Origin of the sequence: Bradyrhizobium sp. HKCCYLRH3059 (assembly GCF_051168035.1) — a bacterium.
Taxonomy (GTDB): domain Bacteria; phylum Pseudomonadota; class Alphaproteobacteria; order Rhizobiales; family Xanthobacteraceae; genus Bradyrhizobium.
Genome location: NZ_JBNPUF010000005.1, coordinates 41,066 through 63,080, shown reverse-complemented (window position 1 = coordinate 63,080; position 22,015 = coordinate 41,066). Strand labels below are relative to the sequence as shown.

The window sequence follows — 22,015 nt, the reverse complement described above, 5'->3', positions numbered from 1 at the left end:
CGGCCTGCGCTTCACCCGCGCCGGTGCCGCCTCGCGTGGCGTGCCACATGCGACCGAATCGCCGAGGCCGCGCGCAAGACGTCGCAATGACATCAGAGACGAAAATTCGAGTTGCAAAGTCCTGAGGGCGCTGTTTCTAATCAGAATAAGAAAAATTCATCGGGAGGTTACTCGTGTCGACAGTCAAACTGACGGTGAACGGCAAGGCGGTCTCGGTCGAGGCCGAGGATCGCACCCTGCTCGTTCACCTCCTGCGGGATCATCTGAACCTCACCGGCACCCATGTCGGCTGTGACACCAGCCAATGCGGCGCCTGCGTCGTCCATATCGACGGCCGTGCCGTGAAATCCTGCACCGTGCTGGCCGGCCAGGCGGCCGGCGCCAACGTCACCACCATCGAAGGCATCGCCAAGGGTGACGAGCTGCACCCGATGCAGGCGGCCTTCCGCGACAATCACGGCCTGCAATGCGGTTATTGCACGCCGGGGATGATCATGTCGGCCATCGACATTGTGCACCGCCACGGAGGCGAGCTCGACGAGAGCACGGTGCGTGAGGAGCTGGAAGGCAACATCTGCCGCTGCACCGGCTATCACAACATCGTCAAGGCCGTGCTCGACGCTGCCGGACGGATGAAGGTCGCGCAAGCTGCCGAATGAGGCCGGCGAGAGCCGCCGTTTACCGCAATACCGAGACCACGACCGCTGCGCGCGATGGCCGCGGCGGGACAATAGAACTCCGGTAGGGGAGAGATTCGCATGGGTATGGAAGGCATTGGCGCCAGCGTCGTCCGCAAGGAGGACAAGCGTTTCATCACCGGCAAGGGCCGTTACGTCGACGACGTCAAGCTGTTGGGCATGACCTTTGCCCATTTCATCCGCAGCCCGCACGCGCACGCCAAGGTCAAGAGCATCGACTCCTCGGCCGCCGAGGCAATGCCCGGCGTGGTCGCGGTGCTCACGGGCAGGCAGATCGTCGACGACAAGGTCGGCAATCTGATCTGCGGCTGGGCCATCACCTCGAAGGACGGCTCGCCGATGAGGATGGGCGCATGGCCGGCGATGGCGCCGGAGACCGTGCGATTCGTCGGCCAGGCCGTGGCGGTCGTGATCGCCGAGAGCAAGAACCTCGCCCGCGACGCCGCCGAGGCCGTCGTGGTCGAATATGAGGAGCTGCCGGCGGTCGCCGACATGCCCTCCGCGCTGAAGCCCGGCGCGCCGCAGCTTCACCCGGAGGCCCCCGGCAACGTCGTCTATGACTGGCATATTGGCGACGAGGGGGCGGTCAACGCCGCCTTCGCCAAGGCCGCCAACGTCGTCACCCTGGAATTGACCAACAACCGGCTGGCGCCGAACGCGATGGAGCCGCGCGCGGCGATCGCCGAGTACGATGCGGCCGAGGAGCATTTCACGCTCTATACGACGTCGCAGAACCCGCACGTCGCTCGCCTGGTGCTGTCGGCGTTCTACAACATCGCACCAGAACACAAGCTGCGCGTCATCGCGCCCGACGTCGGCGGCGGCTTCGGCTCCAAGATCTTCATCTATCCCGAGGAGATGGTGGCGCTGTGGGCCTCCAAGAAGGTCGGCCGTCCGGTGAAGTGGACCGGCGATCGCACCGAGGCGTTCCTGACCGACGCGCACGGCCGCGACCACATCTCCAAGGCCGAGATGGCGCTCGATGCCGACAACAAGATCCTGGGGCTGCGGGTCAAGACCCACGCCAATTTCGGCGCCTACATGTCGCTGTTCTCGTCCTCGGTGCCGACCTATCTGTACGCGACCCTGCTGTCGGGCCAGTACAACATCCCGGCGATCTATGCCGAGGTGATGGGCGTCTACACCAACACCACGCCGGTCGACGCCTATCGTGGCGCCGGACGCCCTGAGGCGAGCTACCTGCTGGAGCGGCTGATGGAGACCGCAGCGCGTCAGCTCAAGGTCGATCCGGCCGAGCTGCGGCGCAAGAACTTCATCACCCAGTTCCCGCACCAGACCCCCGTGATCATGGCCTACGACACCGGCGACTTCAACGCCTCGCTCGACGCGGCGCTGAAGGCGATCGACTACGCCGGCTTCCCGGCGCGCAAGGCGGCCGCCAAGGCGCAGGGCAAGCTGCGCGGCCTCGGCTTCTCCTGCTACATCGAGGCCTGCGGCATCGCGCCGTCGAAGGCAGTCGGCAGCCTTGGCGCCGGCGTCGGTCTGTGGGAATCGGCCGAGATCCGCGTCAACCCGGTCGGCACCATCGAGGTGCTCACCGGATCACACAGCCACGGCCAGGGCCACGAGACCACCTTCTGCCAGCTGATCGCCGAGCGCCTGGGCGTGCCGATCAGCCAAGTCTCGATCGTTCATGGCGACACCGACAAGGTGCAGTTCGGCATGGGCACCTACGGCTCGCGCTCGGCCGCAGTCGGCCTCACCGCGATCCTCAAGGCGATGGAGAAGGTCGAGGCCAAGGCCAAGAAGATCGCAGCGCATGCGCTGGAGGCCTCGGAAGGCGACATCGTCATCGAGAACGGCGAGTTCAAGGTGACCGGCACCGACAAGTCGATCGCGCTGCCGATGGTCGCGCTCGCTGCCTACACCGCGCACAACCTGCCGGACGGCATGGAGCCCGGATTGAAGGAGACTGCTTTCTACGATCCGACCAACTTCACCTTCCCGGCCGGCACCTATATCTGCGAGCTCGAGGTCGACGAGGCCACCGGCAAGACGTCGTTCGTCAACTTCGTCGCGGCGGACGATTTCGGCCGACTGATCAATCCGATGATCGTCGAGGGCCAGGTTCATGGCGGTCTGGTCCAGGGCATCGGCCAGGCACTGCTCGAGCACGCGATCTACGACAGCAACGGCCAGCCGGTGACGGCATCGTTCATGGACTACGCGATGCCGCGTGCCGACGACGTGCCGTCCTTCAAGCTGAGCCACACCACGACCCTGTGCCCGGGTAATCCGCTCGGCGTGAAGGGCTGCGGCGAGGCCGGCGCGATCGGCGCATCCGCCGCCGTGATCAACGCGATCACGGATGCGATCGGCAACAACAAGCTGGAAATGCCGGCGACGCCGGACCGCGTCTGGCACGCGATCCACGGCAACGCCTGATCGAACGGAGGAGCAACCATGTATCAGACGACTTATCATCGTGCCTCCTCGGTCGACGAGGCGGCGGCGCTGTTCGCCAAGGGCAGCGAAGCCAAGTTCCTTGCCGGCGGTCACACCTTGATCCCGGTGATGAAGCAGCGCCTTGCTGCTCCGTCCGATGTCATCGACATCGGCAAGATCAAGGACCTGATCGGGGTGCAGTTGTCGGGCGACACGCTCGTCATCAAGGCCGCGACGACCTACTACGACATCATGACCAATGCCGATGTGAAGAAGGCGATCCCCGCGATCGCCCATCTCACCTCGGTGCTCGGCGATCCCGCGGTGCGCGCCCGCGGCACGATTGGCGGCTCGATCGCGAACAACGATCCGGCGGCGGATTTCCCGGCGGCGCTGATCTCGCTCGGCGCCACCGTGAAGACGAACAAGCGGTCGATCTCGGCGGATGATTTCTTCAAGGGCCTGTTCACGACGGCGCTGGAGGACGGCGAGATCATCACAGAGGTGTCGTTCCCGGTGCCGGAAAAGGCCGGCTACGCCAAGATGCGCCACCCGGCGTCGCGTTTCGCGCTCACTGGCGTGTTCGTCACAAAGACGAAGGGCGGCGACGTCCGCGTTGCGGCCACCGGCGCTTCGCAGAGCGGCGTGATGCGCGTGCCGGCGATCGAGGCGGCGCTGAAGTCGAACTGGTCGGCCTCGGCGATCGACGGTGTCAGCGTCTCCGCGGCGGGCCTGCTCAGCGACATCCACGGCTCCTCCGACTACCGCGCCAATCTGGTGAAGGTGATGGCACAGCGCGCGGTGCAAGCCGCGGGCTGACCTCACGACGCGGATCATTCCGCGCAACGGCACGACAAATTCCATGCGGCGCGCAGCGATGCGCGCCGTTTTGCTTTGCGGCATACGGCGCGCTTGCGTTGGCCTGATGCACGCGGGACAATCAAAGGATCAGGAAACGCATCGCGCGTGATGATGTTTGATTGATGCGGACAGCAGCCAAGCACACCCACCCTCCCCTGGAGGCGGAGGGTGAAGGTCACGGCGACCATCTTTGTCCGATCGACCTCATCACGCGCCGAAGCACCGCAGGGACAAGACAAACGTGCTCGACAAGACCGCACCACAGACCGAGACCCGCGCCACCGGACCGCTCGCGGGCTTCCGCATCGTCGAGTTCGCCGGCATTGGACCGGGTCCGTTCGCCTGTATGCTGCTGGCCGACATGGGCGCGGAGGTGGTGACGCTCGATCGCGTCGGTGCGCGCAAGACCATGAAGTCGGTCGCCGGCCGCGGCCGCAAGGTGATCGAGCTCGATCTCAAGGACAAGGGGGTCATCCCCCAGGTGCTCGATCTGCTCGCCGGTGCCGACGCGCTGATCGAGGGTTTCCGGCCCGGCGTGATGGAGCGGCTCGGCCTCGGCCCCGAGGTCGTGCTCGCGCGTAATCCGAGGCTCGTCTACGGCCGCATGACCGGCTGGGGCCAGGACGGACCGCTGGCGCATGCGGCCGGTCACGACATCAACTACATCTCGATCACCGGCGCGCTGGCCGCGATCGGACCCAGGGAGCGGCCGGTGCCGCCGCTCAACCTGGTCGGGGATTTCGGCGGCGGTGCGCTCTATCTGGTCGTCGGTGTGCTCGCCGCACTGCTCGAAGCCTCGAAGTCCGGTAAGGGGCAGGTGGTGGATACCGCGATGTGCGACGGCGCGGCCTCGCTGCTCGCGATGTTCTTCGACCTCACCGCGATGGGCCGCTGGACCGAGGGGCGCGAGCGCAACTTCCTCGACGGCGGCGCGCACTTCTACGGCGTCTACGAATGCGCCTGTGGCAACTTCATCTCCATCGGCTCGATCGAGCCGCAGTTCTACGCGCTGCTGCGGCAGCATGCCGACCTCTCCGATCCCGCCTTCGACGCGCAGATGGACCCGCGCGCCTGGCCGGCGCTGAAGGAGAAGCTGGTCGCGGTGTTCAAGCGCAAGACGCGCGAGGAATGGTGCGCGATCATGGAGGGCACCGACATCTGCTTCGCACCGGTGCTGACGATGTCGGAGGCGCCGAAGCATGCGCACATGGCCGCGCGTGGCGTGTTCGTCGAGCGGCACGGCGTGACGCAGCCCGCGCCGGCGCCAAGGTTCTCGCGGACGCCGTCGAATATCCGCGAGCCGGAGGTGACGGAGATCGGCGCTGTGGTAAGCGCTTGGCAGGCAGGGCGTTAAAGCTCGATCGCTGCAGCAGCGCCGATCGAGCGCTGCTCGACTGTTCCGATGTCAACGAGTTGGCTACGCCGTCGCCTCAATCTCAGTGTCGTCCCCGCGAACGCGGGGACCCATAACCACCGGCCGTCCTGAAACGACGATTATCTGTCGCCGTGCCTCATCGACGCACCCTGCGGTATGGGTCCCGAGTCGGTGCCCAACGCCGCTTACGCGCCGTCGGGCTGGCCCGGGACGACAGTTGAGAGTTTGGCGGCAAACTGCCTCCAATCACGCCGTCATTGCCAGCGAAGCCAAGCATTCCAGGGACAGACGGAAGTCTGGATTGCTCGTCGCTCCGCTTCCCGCAATGACGGCCTGCTTCCTTCGCCTACTCCGCCGCCTCCACCTTCAGCACGCCGCGGCGGATCTGGTCTTCCTCGATCGACTCGAACAGCGCCTTGAAGTTGCCTTCGCCAAAACCGTCGTCGCCCTTGCGCTGGATGAACTCGAAGAAGATCGGCCCGATCGCATTGGCCGAGAAGATCTGCAGCAACACCTTGGTGTGACCGCCAGCGACGACTCCCTCGCCATCGATCAGGATGCCGTTTCTCTGCAGGCGGGCGAGGTCCTCGCCATGTTTGGGCAGGCGAGACTCGATGCGCTCGAAATAGGTGTCGGGCGGCGACGGCATGAACGGCAGGCCTGATGCGCGCAGGCCCTCGACGGTGGCGTAGATGTCGCGGGCGCCGCAAGCAATATGCTGGATGCCTTCACCGCGATAGATCTTGAGATACTCCTCGATCTGCCCGGAATCGCCGGCATCCTCGTTGATCGGAATCCGGATCTTGCCGTCGGGGCTGGTCAGCGCGCGCGAGAACAGGCCGGAGGCGCGGCCCTCGATGTCGAAGAAGCGGATCTGGCGGAAGTTGAACAGTTTTTCGTAGAAGCCGGCCCAGACGTCCATGCGGCCGCGGTGTACATTGTGGGTCAGGTGATCGATGTAGTACAGGCCGGAGCCTGCGGGGCGCGGGTCGCGCGCGCCGGTCCACTCGAATTCGAGATCATAGGCCGAGCCCTTGGCGCCGTAGCGATCGACCAGATACAGCAGGCTGCCGCCGATGCCCTTGATGACAGGAACGTCCAGCGTCTTCTGCGATGCGGGCAGGTCGGCCGGCTCGGCACCGAGCGCGATCGCGCGATCGTAAGCCTTGTTGGCGTCGACCACGCGGAACGCCATCGACGGTGCACACGGCCCGTGCGCGGCGACAAAGTCGTGGCCGTGGCTGCCCGGCTCCTCGTTGACGAGGTAGTTGATGTCACCCTGGCGGTACAGCGTGATCGCCTTGGTCTTGTGGCGCGCGACCGCGGCGAAGCCCATCAGCTTGAACAGCGCGTGCAGCTCGCTTGCTTCGGGGTGCGCATATTCGACGAACTCGAAGCCGTCCGTGCCCATCGGGTTGTCGGCGGAGATGGTGGCAGGAGGCGCATCGTGCGGAAATGGACCCATCGGGGGAAGCTCCTTCAGCTTGATGTGCCGATCATCTCCCGAATTCCGCGCACAGGGCATGCAAACCATTGTCATTTTCGCCTGGATATGCACGATCCATGCACGACCAGAGGAAATGGCGCATGATTTCGGTCGACAGCTTCGATCTCCGTATCCTGGCCGCGCTGCAGGACGACGGCCGGCTCACAAACCAGGAGCTGGCCGACATCGCGGCCTGTCGGCCTCGCAGTGCTCGCGGCGCCGGATGCGGCTGGAGCAGGACGGCGTGATCGCGGGGTATCGCGCGCAGCTCGCCAGCCAGGCGCTCGGCTTCGAGCTGATTGCCTTCATCCAGATCACCCTGGCGACGCATTCGCCCGACAACGCGCAGAAGTTTCGCGCGTTGGTCAACCGCGTCGACGACATCCAGGAGGCCTACGCGCTGACCGGCGATTCCGACTATCTGCTCAAGGTGGTGCTGCGCGATCTCAAGAGCTTGTCCGACATCGTCAACAACGTGCTGATGCCGCACCAGAGCGTGGCGCATGTCCGCTCCTCGATCGTGCTCGACCGCCTCAAGGAGAGCGCGAAGCTGCCGCTGGCTTCGCTATCGACCGACTGAGCGTCTGCGGCGCAAATCGAGGGAAATGCGTCCTTCAACATCGCCAGCGCTTTTGCGACAGTGACCGTGTCCCCTGATCTGCGAGACGACCATGGCCCTGCAGCTTCGGCCCAATTGCGAATATTGCGACAAGGACCTGCCGCCCTCGGCAACAGAGGCGTGCATCTGCTCCTACGAATGCACGTTCTGCGCCGACTGCGTCGAGACCAAGCTGTTCAATGTCTGCCCGAACTGCGGCGGCGGCTTTGCGCCCAGGCCGATCCGGCCCAGCCGCGAGTGGCGGTCGGGAGCTTGCGTGACGAAGCAACGGCCGTCCGACACGCGCGTGCATCTGAAATATGCGGCGGAGGACGTTGCGGCATTCGTGGCTGGTGTGAAGGACGTTATGCCAGAGGACCGCTAGATCTTCGTCATAGCGAGCGCAGCGAAGCAATCCAGGGCTGCGGACACGACTCTGGATTGCTTCGCTACGCTCGCAGTGACGCCTACTCCGCCGCCACGATCGTGCCTTCGACCTCGCCGAAGCCGACGCGATAGCCCTGCCCCTGGCACCAGCCGTGCATGATGAGGGAGTCACCGTCCTCCAAGAACGAGCGCTTCACGCCACCGGCGAGCTCGACCGGCTCGGTGCCGTTCCAACTGATCTCCAGCAGGCTGCCGCGCTGGTGCTTTTCCGGACCGGAGATGGTGCCGCTCCCCAGGAGATCGCCGACACTCATGGCACAGCCGGACGAGGCATGGTGCATCAGCTGCTGCACGCTCGACCAGTACATGTACTTGAAATTGGTCTGCGCGATGGTCTGCGCGGCGTTGCTGCCGGAGGCGCGCAAGGCCACGTCGAGGGAGAGATCGTAGTTCTGCGCCTCCTTCTGCTGCAGGTAGGGCAGCGGCGTTGGATCCTGCGTTGGCCCCGACACGCGGAACGGCTCCAGCGCCTCCCGCGTCACCACCCACGGGCTGATCGACGTCGCAAACGCCTTGGCCTGGAACGGGCCGAGGGGCACATATTCCCATTGCTGGATGTCGCGCGCGCTCCAGTCGTTGAGCAGCACGAAGCCGAAGATCATCGCCCCCGCCTGCGCCTCGGTCAGCATCTCGCCGAGCGGCGAGGACTGGCCGATGACGACGCCCATCTCCAGCTCGAAATCGAGCCGCTTGCATGGACCGAAGCTCGGCACGTCGGCGCCCGGCGGCTTCAGCTGTCCGCGCGGCCGACGCACTCGGGTGCCCGACACGACCACGGTCGACGCGCGGCCGTTATAGCCGATCGGCATGTGCAGCCAGTTCGGCTGCAGCGCATTGTCCTTGCCGCGGAACATGACGCCGACATTGGTGGCGTGCTCCTTCGACGAATAGAAATCCGTGTAGCCGGCGACATGGAACGGCAGATGCAGCGTAACGTCGGAGCGCGGCAGCAGCGCCCGGCTACGCAACGGCTTGTCGTCGCGCAGCCGCGGATTGTCCTGGCGCAAGAGGGCGCTGATCGCAGCCCGCGTCTTCGACCACACGGCGGGGCCGAGCGCCATGAAGGCATTCAGCGAGGATTGCGCGAACACCTCATAGGCCGGCGCCAGATCGAGCAGGCCTTCGTCCTCGAGCACCGCGAGGTCGAGGACGACGTCGCCGATCGCCACGCCGACGCGCGGCTTCGGCGAGTCGGCGGCGGAGAACACGCCGTAGGGCAGGTTCTGGATCGGGAAGTCGGAAGACGGATCGACCGGGATGAAGGAGCGGAGCGAGGGATCGTTGGGGTGGGGCACAGTTGTCTTCCTGAGTTCGGACCATGTCTCCGCTCGTCATTCCGGGGCGCGCGCAGCGCGAGCCCGGAATCCATAGCAACGGGCAGATGTGTGGGGCACAGTGGTTGTGGCCGAGCTTTGCATCCCCACGGCCGATCGTGGTTATGGATTCCGGGCTCGCCGCTGCGCGGCGCCCCGGAATGACGGCGGAGGTCGTGGCTACGGCCGGTTCGGATCGAAGCGCTTTTCGAGCCCGTTCCAGCAATCGGCATAGTCCGGCTGCAAGGTGCCGGACTCCGCCGCATGCTTCGTGATGCGCTGGGGAAAGCGAGTTTCGAACATGAAGGCCATGGTGCCTGTGAGCTTGACCGGCTTCAACTCGCCATTGCTGGCGTGATCGAACGCCTCGCGATCCGGCCCGTGCGGCAGCATGCAGTTGTGCAGGCTCATGCCACCCGGCACAAAGCCCTGCGGCTTGGCGTCGTAGACGCCGTAGATCAGCCCCATGAACTCCGACATGATGTTCATGTGATACCACGGCGGACGGAAGGTGTTGTCGGCCACCATCCAGCGCTCGGGGAAGATCACGAAGTCGATGTTGGCGGTGCCGGCCGTCTCCGACGGCGAGGTCAGCACGGTGAAGATGGACGGATCGGGATGGTCGAAGCCGATGGCGCCGACCGGCGAGAAGGTGCGCAGGTCGTATTTGTAGGGCGCGTAGTTGCCGTGCCAGGCGACGACGTCGATCGGAGAATGTTCGAGCTCGGTCTTGAACAGCGCGCCGCCCCACTTGACGTAGAGCTCGGTCGGGGTGTCCTTGTCCTCGTAGGAGGCGACCGGCGTCAGGAAGTCGCGGGCATTGGCGAGGCAGTTGGCGCCGATCGGTCCGCGCTCCGGCAGCGTGAAGGCGCCGCCATAGTTCTCGCAGAGATAGCCGCGCGCCGGCCCCGCCGGGATCTCGACCCGGAACTTGACGCCGCGCGGGATCACGACGATCTCGCCGGGCTCCGCATCGATGCGGCCGAACTCGGTGACGAGCTTGAGGCGCCCCTGCTGCAGGACGAACATCAGCTCGCCGTCGGCATTGTAGAAATGCTGGTCGACCATCGACTTGGTGATGACGTAGACATGCGCGGCCATGCCGGCCTGCGTCGCGGCGTCGCCGGCCGTCGTCATGGTCTGCACGCCCTGCAGGAACGTCACATCGCCCGATGGCAACGGTGTCGGATCCCAGCGCAGTTGCTGCACCGTGATCTCCTGCTCGTGGCAGGGCGCGGTGCGCCACAGCCCGGCATCGACCTTGGCGAAGCGGCCGGAATGCTTCACCGACGGACGGATGCGATACAGCCAGGAGCGCTCGTTGGACCCGCGCGGCGCGGTGAACGGCGAACCCGAGAGTTGCTCGGCATAGAGCCCGTAGGCGCAGCGCTGCGGCGAGTTGCGCCCGATCGGCAGCGCGCCGGGCAGCGCCTCGGTCTCGAACGAATTGCCGAAGCCGGACATGTAGCCCGGCGTCACCTGCCCGGTGGCGCGGTTGAGCTGGTCAGGCGATGTGTTGACGTTCATCATCCTTCTCCTTGCAGGCGGGCCCACATCTCGCGGTCGCGCTCGGCGGTCCAGATCACGGGATCGTCGATGCCGCTGGCCTCGTCATAGGCGCGCGACACGTTGAACGGCAGGCAGTGCTCGTAGATGGCGAAGCTCGAGAATTTCGGATCCATCACCTCGCGCGTCGCCGCCATCGACTCCTTCAGGCTGCGTCCCTTCGCGACCGACATCTCGGCCGCGCCATACAGCGACGTGACGAAGTCGCGCGTCATGGCGATCGCCTCGCGCACGGTGGCCTCGCCCTTCAGCGCATCGCCGCGACCGGGCGCGATCGCCTTGGGATTGAAGTCGCGGATCTCGTTCAAGGTCGACGGCCATTCGCGCAAATAGGCATCGCCGCAATAACAGGCCGAGTGATATTCGATGAGATCGCCGGAGAACATCACCTCGGCGTCCGGCACCCAGGCGACGATGTCGCCGGAGGTGTGGCCCGCGCCGAGTTGGATCAGCTGCACCTCGCGCTTGCCGAGATGGATCGTCATCTCGCCCTCGAAGGTCAGGGTCGGCCAGGTCAGGCCGGGAATGCTCTCGGCGTCCTGGAACAGGCGCGGGAAACGGCCGTATTCGGAGTCCCAATCCTGCTGGCCGCGCTCGACGATCAGCCGGTGCGTCTCCTGCGAGGCGACGATGCCCTGCGCATGATAGGCCGAGGCGCCGAGCACGCGCACGGCGTGGTAGTGCGACAGCACGACATATTTGATCGGCTTGTCGGTGACGGTCTTGACCCGCTCGATCACCTTGTTGGCCATCGCCGGCGTCGCCTGCGCGTCGAACACGATGCAGCCGTCGTCGCCGACGATCACCGCAGAGTTCGGATCGCCCTCCGCCGTGAAAGCATAGAGATCCGGGCCGATCTCCGAGAAGGTGACCTTCTTCTCGGCGAGATCCGTGGTCGATGCGAAACCCTTCGCCATCACTTCATTCCTTGTGTGCGCAGCAGCCTATTGCTGCTGCTGTTGTTGCTGTTGGCCGGCATCCGCCATGCTGCGTTTCGCCAGCGCGATCGCCTCGCCCAGCACACCGATGTCACCGATGTGATTGGCGAGGATCAGGACCAATGCCGCATCGAGATCGGCGCTTTCGAGGTCCGAGAGGCCCCGATGCGCTTCGACAATGGCGCGGAAGGCATCGTCGGGCTTGGCGAAATTGGAGGCGGTCGAGAGCGTCATCGTTGCGGCTTCCTCAGTTCAGGCCGGAGGCGCGGGCGACCGCCGCCGCGATCGCGGCGCGGCGCGGGTGGCGGAAGCGCGCCGCGACATAGCCATCCGGACGCAGCAGATAGGAGGTGCCGGGTTCGGCACCGTAACGCCTGCCCGCGAAGCCCTCGCTATCGGCAAGTCCATTCGGACCGCCGATGCTGACGACACCGACATCGTCGGGTACATCGATCGCCTCACCATTGGCAAAAGACAGCAGGGTGAAGCGCCGGCCCTGAGCATTGAATGCATCGGTAAGGTGAAGGTGCCGTCCGTCTGCCGTCTCGAGGGGCGCATCCGGCATCGATGTTCCCGGACGAGGGCCACTGTGCCAGGCCTCGTCGTCTTCGGTCGACAACGGCGTCTGGTAGACCGAGGGAACCGACAGCCGGCCGCCATTGACCATGCGCTTGCCGAATTCGGTGTCCCTGGCGAGCGCGAGCACCACCTTGCGCAGCCGCGCTTCCTGGTGCGAATTCGGCGCCATGAAATCCGTCGCCCGCGTGGATTCGCGAATGTTTTCGTCGGCGGCCGCGCTTCGCTCCAGATGGTAGGTTTCGAGCAGCGTCGCGGGCGAGGTTCCGCGCAGCACGCGATCGAGCTTCCAGGCCAGATTCTCGGCATCCTCGAGCCCCGAATTGGCACCGCGCGCGCCGAACGGCGAGACCTGATGGGCGGAATCGCCAGCGAAGACGACGCGACCATGAATGAAGCGCTCCATGCGCCGGCACTGGAATTTGTAGAGCGAGATCCATTCGAATTCGAACTGATCATGGCCGAGCATGCGCGCGATCCGGGGCCGCACATTCTCCGGCTGCTTCTCGACGTTGGGATCGGCATAGCGGCTGAGCTGCAGGTCGATGCGCCAGACATTGTCCGGCTGCCGGTGCAACAGCGCCGAGCGCCCGGCATGGAACGGCGGATCGAACCAGAACCAGCGCTCGGTGGGGAATTCGGCCGTCATCCTGACGTCGGCGATCAGGAACTGATCCTCGAACACCTTGCCGGAAAAACCCGCGCCGACCATCTGGCGCAGCGACGAGCGCGCGCCGTCGCAGGCGATCACATATTGCGCCGACAGCCGATAGGGGCCGTCCGGCGTCTCGATCGTCAGCACGACATGATCGTTGCGCTGTTCGAGCGCGGTGACCTTGTTGCGCCAGCGCAGCGAGATCGCCGGCAGCGCGTTGACGCGATCGACCAGATAGGCCTCGGCGTAGAACTGCTGCAGGTTGATGAAGGCCGGCCGCTTGTGCCCGGGCTCCGGCAGCAGGTTGAACTGATAGAGCTCGGACGGACCGTGAAAGATGCGGCCGACGTTCCACACCACGCCCTTGTCGACCATCCGGTCGCCAACGCCGAGGCGATCCCAATATTCCAGCGAGCGCTTGGAGAAGCAGATCGCGCGCGAGCCCTCGCCGATCCGGTCGGCATCATCGAGCACCACGACCGCATGGCCGCGCTGCGCAAGATCGATGGCAAACGACAGCCCGACGGGACCCGCACCCACGACGACGACCGGATGCGCGGCCGGCGTGGCCTGATCCTGGTCTTCGTGCCGATGATAGCCGAACTGAACCTTCGCCTGGCTCGCGCCCTGCCCCGGATTGGCCTGCACCATGGCTTGCTCGCCTTGTGGTTTTCTTGGACTTTCGAAGCGACGACTTTCGAAGCGACCGACATTTCCTCGGGCGAGGCATCTGGCCGTCTTGCCAGATAGTCTCACCTGCAACTATTCTAAAGCCGACGGCTTCGGCCGCGTCAACTCAAAAATCGGAGCGCGATCTTGGCGAAGCCATCTACCGCGGCGTCCAGGCGGCAGGCGAAGCCGGTCGAGGATGACCGAAATGCCGCAGTGCCGCAGGACGACGAGCGGCTCGACCTGTTCAAGTTCGCGCCATTCCGGCTCAACCGTCTGGCCGCCGAGGTCAGCGCGGCGCTCGCCGTCGAATATCGGGAGCGCTACGGGCTCGACATTCCGGAATGGCGCGTGCTGGCGACGCTCGGCTTCCGCCGCGAGGCCTGCAGCGCGCAATATGTCGCAGCGTGCACCCGCACGCACAAATCGACCATCAGCCGGGCCGTGACGTCGTTGCTGGAGCGGCGGCTGATCGAGCGCGTCGAGAACGCCGAGGATCGCCGCGAGTTCCGTCTGCGCCTGACACGTAAGGGCAAGACGCTGTACGAGGAGCTGATCCCGCGTTTGCAGCAGCGCGAGCGCGAAATCATGGCATGCCTGTCCGCCGACGAGCGCAAGACGTTCGACCGCCTGATCGGCAAGATCGAGGCAAGCCTCGATCTGATCCAGACCAGCGAGGAGGCCGATGCGAAGCAGGCCTATTGAGCCGAGCTTCGTCGGGTGGGTAAAGCGCCGAAGGCGACCGGTGCCCACCATCCTTCGTCAAATGACAGCGATGGGCACGGGGGCGCGCGAGACTGCCGTCGACGACGAGCAAGGCGCCACGCGCCTTTGCCGGCCCTACTTGTTAGTCGCCGACGATCGCCGCCGCTCCTCGACTTCGACCACGTCGGCGCCCTCCCCCCGCCAGCGCAAGATCTCCATCGCCAGCACCGGGTGATTGAAGCCCTTGAGATGCAGGTCATCGATCGGCCTGGCATCGACCGACTGTTCGACGACGCCGAACACCCGGCGCGACACGATCACTTGGCCTGCCTTGGCCTCGTCGCACAGCCGCGAGGCGAGATTGGTGACGCTGCCGATCGCGGCGTATTCGAGCCGGTGCTCGAAGCCGACCTGGCCGAGCGTCGCATATCCCAGTGCGATGCCGACGCCGAACCCCAGGCTGTGGCCGCGATTTTTCCAGCGCTCCGTCAATTGGCCGATCTCGTCGCGCATTTCGAGCGCCATCTTCACCGCGCGCGTCGTGTGGTCCTCGAACGGGATTGGCGCATTGAACAGGATCATCACGCCGTCGCCGGCATAGCGATCGAGCGTGCCCTCATATTTGAAGATGAGCTTGCCCAGCGCGGCGTGATATTCACGGAGCACGTTCATCGCCTCTTCGGGCTCGGTCGTCTCGGTAAACGCTGTGAAGCCGCGCAGATCGCAGAACACCACCGTGACCTCGCGGCGGTGGCTTTCCAGCAGCGCATCATGGCCGTCCGACGACGCGATGATCTGCGCCACCTGCGGCGCCAGGAAGCGCTCCAGCCGCCTGATCCGCTCGATCTCCGCCAGTTGCTTCTCGACGCGCTCCTCGAGCGACTTGTTCCATTCGCGCAGCTGCTCGGTCTGCTCGGTGAGCTTTTCGGCCTGCTGCTGCACCGTCGCGTGGGTCAGCGCCAGCTCGCGGCCCTTCTGATCGACCTCGGTGAACAGTCGTGCGTTGCGCATCGCCAGCACGGCCTGGTTGGCGAACGTTCGCATCAGTCCGATCAGGTTCGGCGGGAACGTACCGGCCGACCGGCGGAGCACCACGAGCGCGCCGAGCACGCCCTGCTGATCGACCAGCGGCGTGAACAGCACGGCGTGAAAGCCGGCGGCGACCGCGACGTCGCGCAGCGGGTGATCGGGCGCGTTTTCCAGCTCGGCGATCGCGATCGGCTCGCCGCTGCGCACGGAGTCGGAGAGCAGGCTCGTCCGCTCGTCCAGCACATTGTGCGGGCCGTCCCGGTCGACGCCCTTGGCCTCCACCAGCCTGAAGCGGCGTTCGGCGGCCTCATAGGAATAGATCAGCACGGCGTCGGTCTTGGTGATCTCCAGCGCCCGGGCCGCCACCGTCGGCAGCACCGCATTGAGATCGAGCGAGGAGGCCACCGCGCGGCCAACCTCCTCGAGCACCTTCAGCTCATTGATCGACTGGGCCAGATCCCGCGTGCGTTCCTCGACCTTGGCTTCCAGCACGGCATAGGACTGCGCGAGCTGGCCGGCCATGCTGTTGAACTGATCGGCGAGCTCCTCCAGTTCGTCATGCGTCCTCACCTCGATGCGCTGGGCGAAATCGCCGGCGCCGAGCTTGCGCGCGCCGGCGCGCAACGCGGTGATCGGGATGAGCATGCGTCGCGCCAGCACCGAGCCCGCGAGGATCGCAACCGCAAGGCCGAGCGCGATCAACAGCGCACCGCGCAACAGCTGATCGCGGATCGGCGCCAGCGCGTGAGCCGTGGACTGCTCGAAGAACACGGCCCAGCCGAGCTTGGGCAGCGTCGCGGCCGCCGAGAGCACCGCGTGCCCCTCGCCGTCGGTGCCGGAGGCCAGCGGCTCGCCATCCGGCGTGAGCACCGCCGCGACCTGCGGCAGCTTGGAGAGGTCCTGACCGACCGCCGGTCCCCTCGCCGAGCTCGCCAACACCTGGCCCCGCGGATCGACCACGTAGGCGGTGCCGACCTTGCCGATCTGCGCCTCGGTCATGAAGTCTTCGAGAAAGTCGAGGTCGATGTCGGCCACGGTCACACCGGCATTGAAGCCGGAATGCGCGACCGAGATCGACATCATCGGCTGCGCGCCCTTGAAGGTCACGGCGGAGAAATTGCTTCCGTGCGTGACGGTGTCGGTGAAGCGCAGATCGCGTGACAAGTCGTTGCCCGAGGCAAACGAGATCGAGGTGCGCGACACGCGGAGCTGTTCCCGGCCCTGGCCGTCGAGCTGATACAGCTGCCGCACAGCCGGCGCCTGACTCAGCAGTTGTACATAGTCGGCGCGGCGGAGCTCCAGCGTATTGGCGCTCGCCCGCGTCACCCAGCTGATCTGTCGCTGCAGATCCGAGAGCGCCTGATCGATCCGCCGGGCGCTGGCGTTGGCCTTTTCGGCCATGGCGGCGGTCAGGCTCGCCTTGGTGGACTGATAGCTGATCCAGGTTTCGGTCGCGCCATTCACGGCCAGGACGAACACGACGAGCCCGACCAGCGACACGACGTATTTGGCGAACAGGCCCTGCCGCAACGACCAGCCTCTGTTCTCGACCTCGTTCATCCGGACCCCTCACGCGCATCATCGCCGAGGTCAGCCTCGGACAAGCGCGTCCGCTGCCGTCCTCGCGGCAGCAACACTTTGGAGGCGGGACCGCTCGGGTGCGAGACGGTCCGTCGCCGGCACCCGTTTAGCACAGAATGGCATGCACAGCGGCGACCATGCCGGCGCCCCGCGCCAACTCGTTATTGCTCGGCTGGTCCTGAATCGCATGCACCGCTCGAGGAGATTCTCCGCGGGCTCGGTCGATCGCGGCTATATATTACCTATTGAAGATGCGCTTCAGAACGTCGTTCATCGGCTGGCTGTCCTGCACACCCTCCTGCAAGGGCTCGGCGGGAGCTGCCTCCGCCGCGCCCCGGCCGTCGTCGCCCGGAGGCCGAGAAACAGCGCCGTCCTGAGGCGCAACCAGCGTACGGCCGCGGCTCTTGGCTGGCGGCTGCGCGGCCTGCAGTCCTTGCTGAATCAGATTGCCGATCGCCGATCCGAGATCGCCGCCGAGCAGGTCGGATTGGCCGGCCGCCGGGGCCTGCGCATTCGGGGCTGCCGTTGACGGCGCGCCGTTCGGACCAGCAGCACCGGTGGGCGCAGAATTTCCGATGAGGCCGCCGATGCCGTTGATCAAATTGTTCAGCCCGACCCCGTCCTTGCCGAACAGGCCCTGGCCCATCTGCTTGAGCCTGGCGTAGGCAGCATCCGGATTGTCGAGGATGCCGGCCATGTCGGGGTAGAAGCGCGGCTGACTCCAGGGGCCGTCGATGACGACGGGAATCCCGAGGCCTATCGGCTCCGAGGTGCGGCCCTGCCCCTCGGTCGTCATCACGAGCTTCGGCTCGACCCGCATCGCCAGCGCCCGATTCCCCAGATCGATCGTCCCCGTACCGGTGACTTTGACCAGCGGTCCGACCAAGTTGAGGTCACTGGTGGCGGCCTGCCCGCGCTCGACCTGAAACGAGGCCGAGAGCTGCGTGAGATCGGTCGTCAGTTCCTTCGAATCCTGCCATCCCGACAGCGGATTGGACGTCAATGAGCGGATCATCTGCGCAACGTTGATGCCGCGGATCGCGCCGTCCTGGAACAGCAGGAACGCCGAGCCGCTCAGGTTGCTCATGAGAGCCTGCTGGCTGGCGCCGCTGGAGCGCAAGGCCAGCTTGCCCTGCATCCGCGCATCGAGCTTGTCGAATCCGGCGACGCTCGAGAGCAGCGGCAGCGCCCGGATGCCGACGAGATCACAGTGCATCGCATAGGCCGGATTGCCCGTGGAGGCGTCGATCACGACCTCGCCACTGGCCTGCCCCTCATAGGCGCCGAGATTGGCGACGGTCGCCTTCAGCAGGCCGCCGGCCAGCGAGGCTTCGAGATCGAGCGGACCGAGGCGAGCCCCGGAGAGAACGACATCCGTCGCCGACAGCTTCACGCGCGCATCGACGTAGTTCAGACCCCGCAAGTCGATTGCCGCCGTGCTCCATCCCGACGCGCCGGCAGAGCCCTGCGCGGCAGGCGCTCCCAAGTCGAGCCGGCGAACGTCGAGATCGACCTTCACCAGCGGCTTGCTCGCCAGATCGACCGAGGCCCAGCCGTTGAAATCGCCGTCGCCAAGCGTGCCGCTGAGGCCGTTGATCATCACCACCGGGCCATTCAGCCGAACGTCGGCGCGGCCGGCAAGACTCCCGCGGAATGCAGAAGCCATGTCGATCTTGAAATCGACCGGCAGCGTCTGGCGCTCAATAGGCAGCGCGGGCGCGGCCGCTGTGAGGTCGAAGGTCACCGGACGGTCGCCGGCCCGGGCCGTACCCGTGATCTTGACCTTGCCATCGGACAGAGACGCCGTCGCGCCGATGCCCTCGAGCCGATTCTCGACGCGGTCGCGCGGGTTGGAGAGGACGACGGCGCCGTCCCTGACGGTGACCCGTTCGATCCGGGCCGCAAGCGCCGCTTCCGGCTTCGCCGAGGCACGGCTGCGGGGCCCATTGTCCCGCAGCCGTTCGCGCAGCAACGGCAGATAAAGTGTGGGCTTGTCGATGATGATCTCGCTGATGTCGGGCCGGCCGGACCACAGGCTCGACAGCGCCACGTCGGCCTGCAGCTTGCCGATCGTCAGCCGATTGTTGCCGTCACGCTCCTTCGGATCCTGCAGGGTGATGTCCGTCAGGGTCGCATGCAGCGACGGCCACAGGCTGACGCTCGCCGAGCCGGCGATGCTCAGGCGATAGCCGGTGTCACGCTCGACGCGGTCCTGGATGGCCACCGTGAGGAAGCTCGCCGGAAGTCCAAAAGCCAGCGCCAGAGCCAGCACGACGATGACGGCGCCAATCAAACCGCCTGCGATCTTCAATGCCTTCATGTCGATGTCCCAAGCGCGAGGCGCGAGCGGTCTCCACGGGTTAGCGTGCGGCAATGCCGACCCGGTTCAATCCGAAATTTTCTCGGAACGAAGACCGCTCCCAGCGCGACCAAAATAGTCGGAAGCCCGTGCGTCATTATGTGACTTATGACACACTTCCGCCCGGGGGGTTTCTGTAACTGAGGCTTTGAACCGTTGCCGAAGGTATAGTGATGAGCAAGCAGGCCGAATTTGCGGTCATTCTGAAGATGAACCCGATGTTCGCCGACCTCGGCGCGGACGAGCTGCAGCGAATCTCGAGCCTGTGCCACACCCAGCATCTGTCGTCGGGCGAGGTGCTGTTCCAGAAGGGCGACCCCGGCAATGCCCTGTTCGGGGTGCGGCGCGGCCAGATTCGCATCGAGACCGGTGCCACCGACGGCAGCCGGCTGACGCTCAACTTCATGGGGCCCGGCGATCTGTTCGGCGAGGTCGCCGTGCTCGACGGGCAGGAGCGCACGGCCGACGCCACCGCCGGTGAAGCGACCGAACTGTTCGTGCTTCGCCGCGAGGATTTCCTCAGCTTCCTGGAACGCGAGCCCAAGGTGGCGATCAGGATCATTCAGCTGCTGTGCCAGCGCATCCGCTGGCAGAGCGAGCGAATGGAGGAATCGGTGCTGCAGCCGCTGCCGGTCCGGCTGGCACGCCGGCTGTGCGCCCTGGCGGAGGATTTCGGCTCCGAGGTTCATATCTCGCAGGAACAGCTTGGCGTCTTCGTTGGCGCGGCGCGTGAAAGCGTGAACCGCCAGTTGCAGGCCTGGCGCAAGGACAAGATCCTGGATCTGCAACGCGGCCGCATCCTTCTGCATGACCTGACCAAGCTGAACACGATCGCACGCAACGACTAATTGGCCGAGCGCGCAGCGTCGCTCACCGCAAATTTGTCGATTGCGGGTCCGGTCCATGGCGGGAACCGCCCGCCATGCATCGTTTCGTATCAGCATCGGCCAAACATGATCGCAATTGGGCCACCACGCCTCACAATTTGCGACATGAACTCTTTTTAACAATTCTAACAGGGTTCAATCCGGCAGCGGAGAGTTCCATTTGCTCGCGCGCGGCGGCGCGCGGGGTGGAGCTTTGCGCGCCAGGCAAGCGTGGTTGGAAGTGACGTCATGAGTCTTGCGTTGCCGGCAATCGCCATCGAGGCCAGTGGTTCTGTTGGCCGTTGGCGCAGAGCTCTCGCGGTCTGGATCGACGCCGTGGAGGACGGCTGGGCCGTTCCGGCCTTGATCGTCGGGTTCGTCGCGGTCTGGATGGTGTATTTCTCGATCGCCTATCTCGGGGGCGATCTCCACCAGGACGTGATCGAGACCTGGTCGCTTGGACGCAGCTTCGACTGGGGTTCGACCAAGCATCCGCCGCTGATGGGCTGGGCGGCGTGGGCCTGGACCACCGTGTTTCCGCTGACCAACTGGTCGTTCAACCTGCTGGCGCTGACCAACGCAGCCGTCGGCCTCTTCGCCGTCGACCTCATCACCCGGCGTTTCGCGCGCGGTGACAAGCGGCTGGTCGTGCTGCTGTTGCTCATGCTGCTGCCGGTCTATCAACTGCATGCGCAGCGCTTCAACGCCAACGCCGTGCTGCTGTCGAGCTGGCCGCTGGCGACCTGGTGTTTCCTGCGCTCGTTCGAGACGCGTCACGTCGGCTGGGCCATCGCGGTCGGCCTGACCGGGGCGCTCGCGATGCTCGGCAAGTACTACTCGGTCTTCCTGATCGCGAGCTTTGCGGTCGCAGCGTTGTGCCACGGCGAGCGTCGGGCCTATTTCACCTCGCCCGCGCCGTGGATCGCGGCGCTGTCCGGCCTGGTCGCGCTGGCGCCTCATATCTATTGGCTGGCCACGACCGGCGCCCAGCCGTTCTCGCATGCAATCGAGCATCACGTCGGCAAGACCGCCGTGGCCGCCCTGGTCGAGGGCAGCGGCTTCCTGTTGGCGATGGCCGGCATCGCCGGTATCCCCGGCCTCATATGGCTCGCCATGACGCGGCCTCGCCCCACCCGCGTGCTGAACGATGCGCTCAGCCTCGACTCCGGACTCCGGCTGCTGGCGATGATCAGCATCGGGACCGTGGTGTTCCCCGCACTGGTCTCGATCGTGTTCGGCACCGACATGCCGCCGCTGTGGGGCCTGCAGGGCATCTTCCTGTTCGTCATCGTGATCGTGTGTGGCGCGAGCTATCACGCCCCCCGCGACATCACGATCGATCTCGCCGCTGCGACGATCGCAATCGCCGCATTCGCGGCCACAGTCGTAGCGCCCTTCCATGCAGTGTACCGGAACTACGTTCCGTTGAACGAGGGTCGCAACTTCTACGAGCCGGCCGTGACCGAGCTCGACCGCCTGTGGCAGACGGCATCGAACGGCGTCCTTCCCGCCGTCGGCGGCGATGACGGCCTCGCCTTTGCCGCAGCGTTCTACAGTCCCGACCACCCGCACTATGAAATGGCGCTGGTGCACCCGCATGAGCTGCACCCTCCGTCCGAAGCGCTGACTGCGCAGGGCTGGGCGGCCCTGTGCTACGACACCGACATCTCCTGCATCTCCGGCATGCAAGCCGCGGCGGCGCAGGCGCGGCGTTCGGTGCGGGCCGATTTCACGCTCCGCACCAAGCTGTTCGGCCTGGAAGGCGCCAGCCAGGGCTTCGTTGCCCTGATCGTTCCGCCCGAGACCACCGCGCCAATCGACAGCGCGCCGAACGTGGCCCACGATCTCAGCGCACGCCGCCGCACGCCCTCGACCGCGAACTGAAAC

The 22,015-nt window shown here is 65.7% G+C and carries 16 protein-coding genes and 1 pseudogene; 9 read left to right on the top strand and 8 right to left on the bottom strand.

The window, feature by feature from the left end; all coding sequences use genetic code 11:
- Positions 1 to 173: 173 nt before the first annotated feature.
- The 4 genes from ACQR13_RS16810 (at position 174) to ACQR13_RS16795 (ending at position 5,319) form a co-directional block, all read left to right on the top strand.
- Positions 174 to 659: a (2Fe-2S)-binding protein gene (locus ACQR13_RS16810; RefSeq protein WP_315717018.1), complete on the top strand. Its 486-nt coding sequence runs from the start codon at positions 174 to 176 to the stop codon at positions 657 to 659.
- Between the two features lie 99 nt (positions 660 to 758).
- Positions 759 to 3,104, top strand: coding sequence for a xanthine dehydrogenase family protein molybdopterin-binding subunit (locus ACQR13_RS16805; RefSeq protein WP_316165694.1), 2,346 nt, complete (start codon positions 759 to 761; stop codon positions 3,102 to 3,104).
- A gap of 18 nt (positions 3,105 to 3,122) precedes the next feature.
- Positions 3,123 to 3,923, top strand: coding sequence for an FAD binding domain-containing protein (locus tag ACQR13_RS16800; RefSeq protein ID WP_434862999.1), 801 nt, complete (start codon positions 3,123 to 3,125; stop codon positions 3,921 to 3,923).
- Between the two features lie 283 nt (positions 3,924 to 4,206).
- Entirely contained in the window at positions 4,207 to 5,319 is a 1,113-nt protein-coding gene (locus ACQR13_RS16795; RefSeq protein ID WP_315828360.1) for a CaiB/BaiF CoA transferase family protein, read from the top strand.
- Between the two features lie 367 nt (positions 5,320 to 5,686).
- Here the strand turns inward: ACQR13_RS16795 and hppD are convergent, their stop codons facing one another.
- On the bottom strand, positions 5,687 to 6,805 hold the full coding sequence (gene hppD / locus ACQR13_RS16790) for a 4-hydroxyphenylpyruvate dioxygenase (protein WP_316169891.1): 1,119 nt from the start codon (positions 6,803 to 6,805) through the stop codon (positions 5,687 to 5,689).
- A gap of 122 nt (positions 6,806 to 6,927) precedes the next feature.
- Between hppD and ACQR13_RS16785 the strand changes: the two are divergent.
- Both ACQR13_RS16785 and ACQR13_RS16780 read left to right on the top strand, forming a co-directional pair.
- Positions 6,928 to 7,406, top strand: a pseudogene (locus ACQR13_RS16785) (Lrp/AsnC family transcriptional regulator).
- Positions 7,407 to 7,497: 91 nt separating this feature from the next.
- Positions 7,498 to 7,809, top strand: a complete 312-nt coding sequence (locus ACQR13_RS16780) for a DUF1272 domain-containing protein (protein ID WP_316165702.1) — start codon at positions 7,498 to 7,500, stop codon at positions 7,807 to 7,809.
- Positions 7,810 to 7,891: 82 nt separating this feature from the next.
- Here the strand turns inward: ACQR13_RS16780 and fahA are convergent, their stop codons facing one another.
- From fahA to ACQR13_RS16755, 5 genes are all read right to left on the bottom strand, one after another.
- Positions 7,892 to 9,166, bottom strand: coding sequence for a fumarylacetoacetase (gene fahA, locus ACQR13_RS16775; protein WP_315750770.1), 1,275 nt, complete (start codon positions 9,164 to 9,166; stop codon positions 7,892 to 7,894).
- 198 nt (positions 9,167 to 9,364) lie between these two features.
- Positions 9,365 to 10,711, bottom strand: a complete 1,347-nt coding sequence (gene hmgA, locus ACQR13_RS16770; RefSeq protein ID WP_315750768.1) for a homogentisate 1,2-dioxygenase — start codon at positions 10,709 to 10,711, stop codon at positions 9,365 to 9,367.
- On the bottom strand, positions 10,711 to 11,667 hold the full coding sequence (locus ACQR13_RS16765) for an MBL fold metallo-hydrolase (protein WP_315750766.1): 957 nt from the start codon (positions 11,665 to 11,667) through the stop codon (positions 10,711 to 10,713). Before ACQR13_RS16765 ends, hmgA begins: the two co-directional genes overlap by 1 nt.
- A 27-nt stretch (positions 11,668 to 11,694) precedes the next feature.
- Positions 11,695 to 11,922 (bottom strand): DUF2783 domain-containing protein, encoded by a 228-nt coding sequence (locus tag ACQR13_RS16760; RefSeq protein WP_315750764.1) that lies wholly within the window; start codon positions 11,920 to 11,922, stop codon positions 11,695 to 11,697.
- Positions 11,923 to 11,935: 13 nt separating this feature from the next.
- Positions 11,936 to 13,570, bottom strand: coding sequence for an FAD-dependent oxidoreductase (locus ACQR13_RS16755; RefSeq protein WP_315750762.1), 1,635 nt, complete (start codon positions 13,568 to 13,570; stop codon positions 11,936 to 11,938).
- Positions 13,571 to 13,735: 165 nt separating this feature from the next.
- Between ACQR13_RS16755 and ACQR13_RS16750 the strand changes: the two genes are divergently transcribed.
- Entirely contained in the window at positions 13,736 to 14,293 is a 558-nt protein-coding gene (locus ACQR13_RS16750) for a MarR family winged helix-turn-helix transcriptional regulator (RefSeq protein ID WP_315750760.1), read from the top strand.
- Between the two features lie 135 nt (positions 14,294 to 14,428).
- Here ACQR13_RS16750 and ACQR13_RS16745 read toward each other — a convergent pair whose 3' ends face one another.
- Both ACQR13_RS16745 and ACQR13_RS16740 read right to left on the bottom strand, forming a co-directional pair.
- The gene (locus tag ACQR13_RS16745) at positions 14,429 to 16,882 is read right to left on the bottom strand and encodes an adenylate/guanylate cyclase domain-containing protein (protein WP_315750758.1); all 2,454 of its coding nucleotides are present in this window, start codon (positions 16,880 to 16,882) and stop codon (positions 14,429 to 14,431) included.
- Between the two features lie 259 nt (positions 16,883 to 17,141).
- A complete protein-coding gene (locus ACQR13_RS16740; RefSeq protein ID WP_315750756.1) occupies positions 17,142 to 19,223 on the bottom strand; it encodes an AsmA family protein in 2,082 nt (693 codons plus the stop codon).
- A 212-nt stretch (positions 19,224 to 19,435) separates the two neighbouring features.
- Between ACQR13_RS16740 and ACQR13_RS16735 the strand changes: the two genes are divergently transcribed.
- Positions 19,436 to 20,110, top strand: coding sequence for a Crp/Fnr family transcriptional regulator (locus tag ACQR13_RS16735; RefSeq protein ID WP_315717001.1), 675 nt, complete (start codon positions 19,436 to 19,438; stop codon positions 20,108 to 20,110).
- 267 nt (positions 20,111 to 20,377) lie between these two features.
- A complete protein-coding gene (locus ACQR13_RS16730; protein ID WP_434862998.1) occupies positions 20,378 to 22,012 on the top strand; it encodes a glycosyltransferase family 39 protein in 1,635 nt (544 codons plus the stop codon).
- Positions 22,013 to 22,015: the final 3 nt, after the last annotated feature.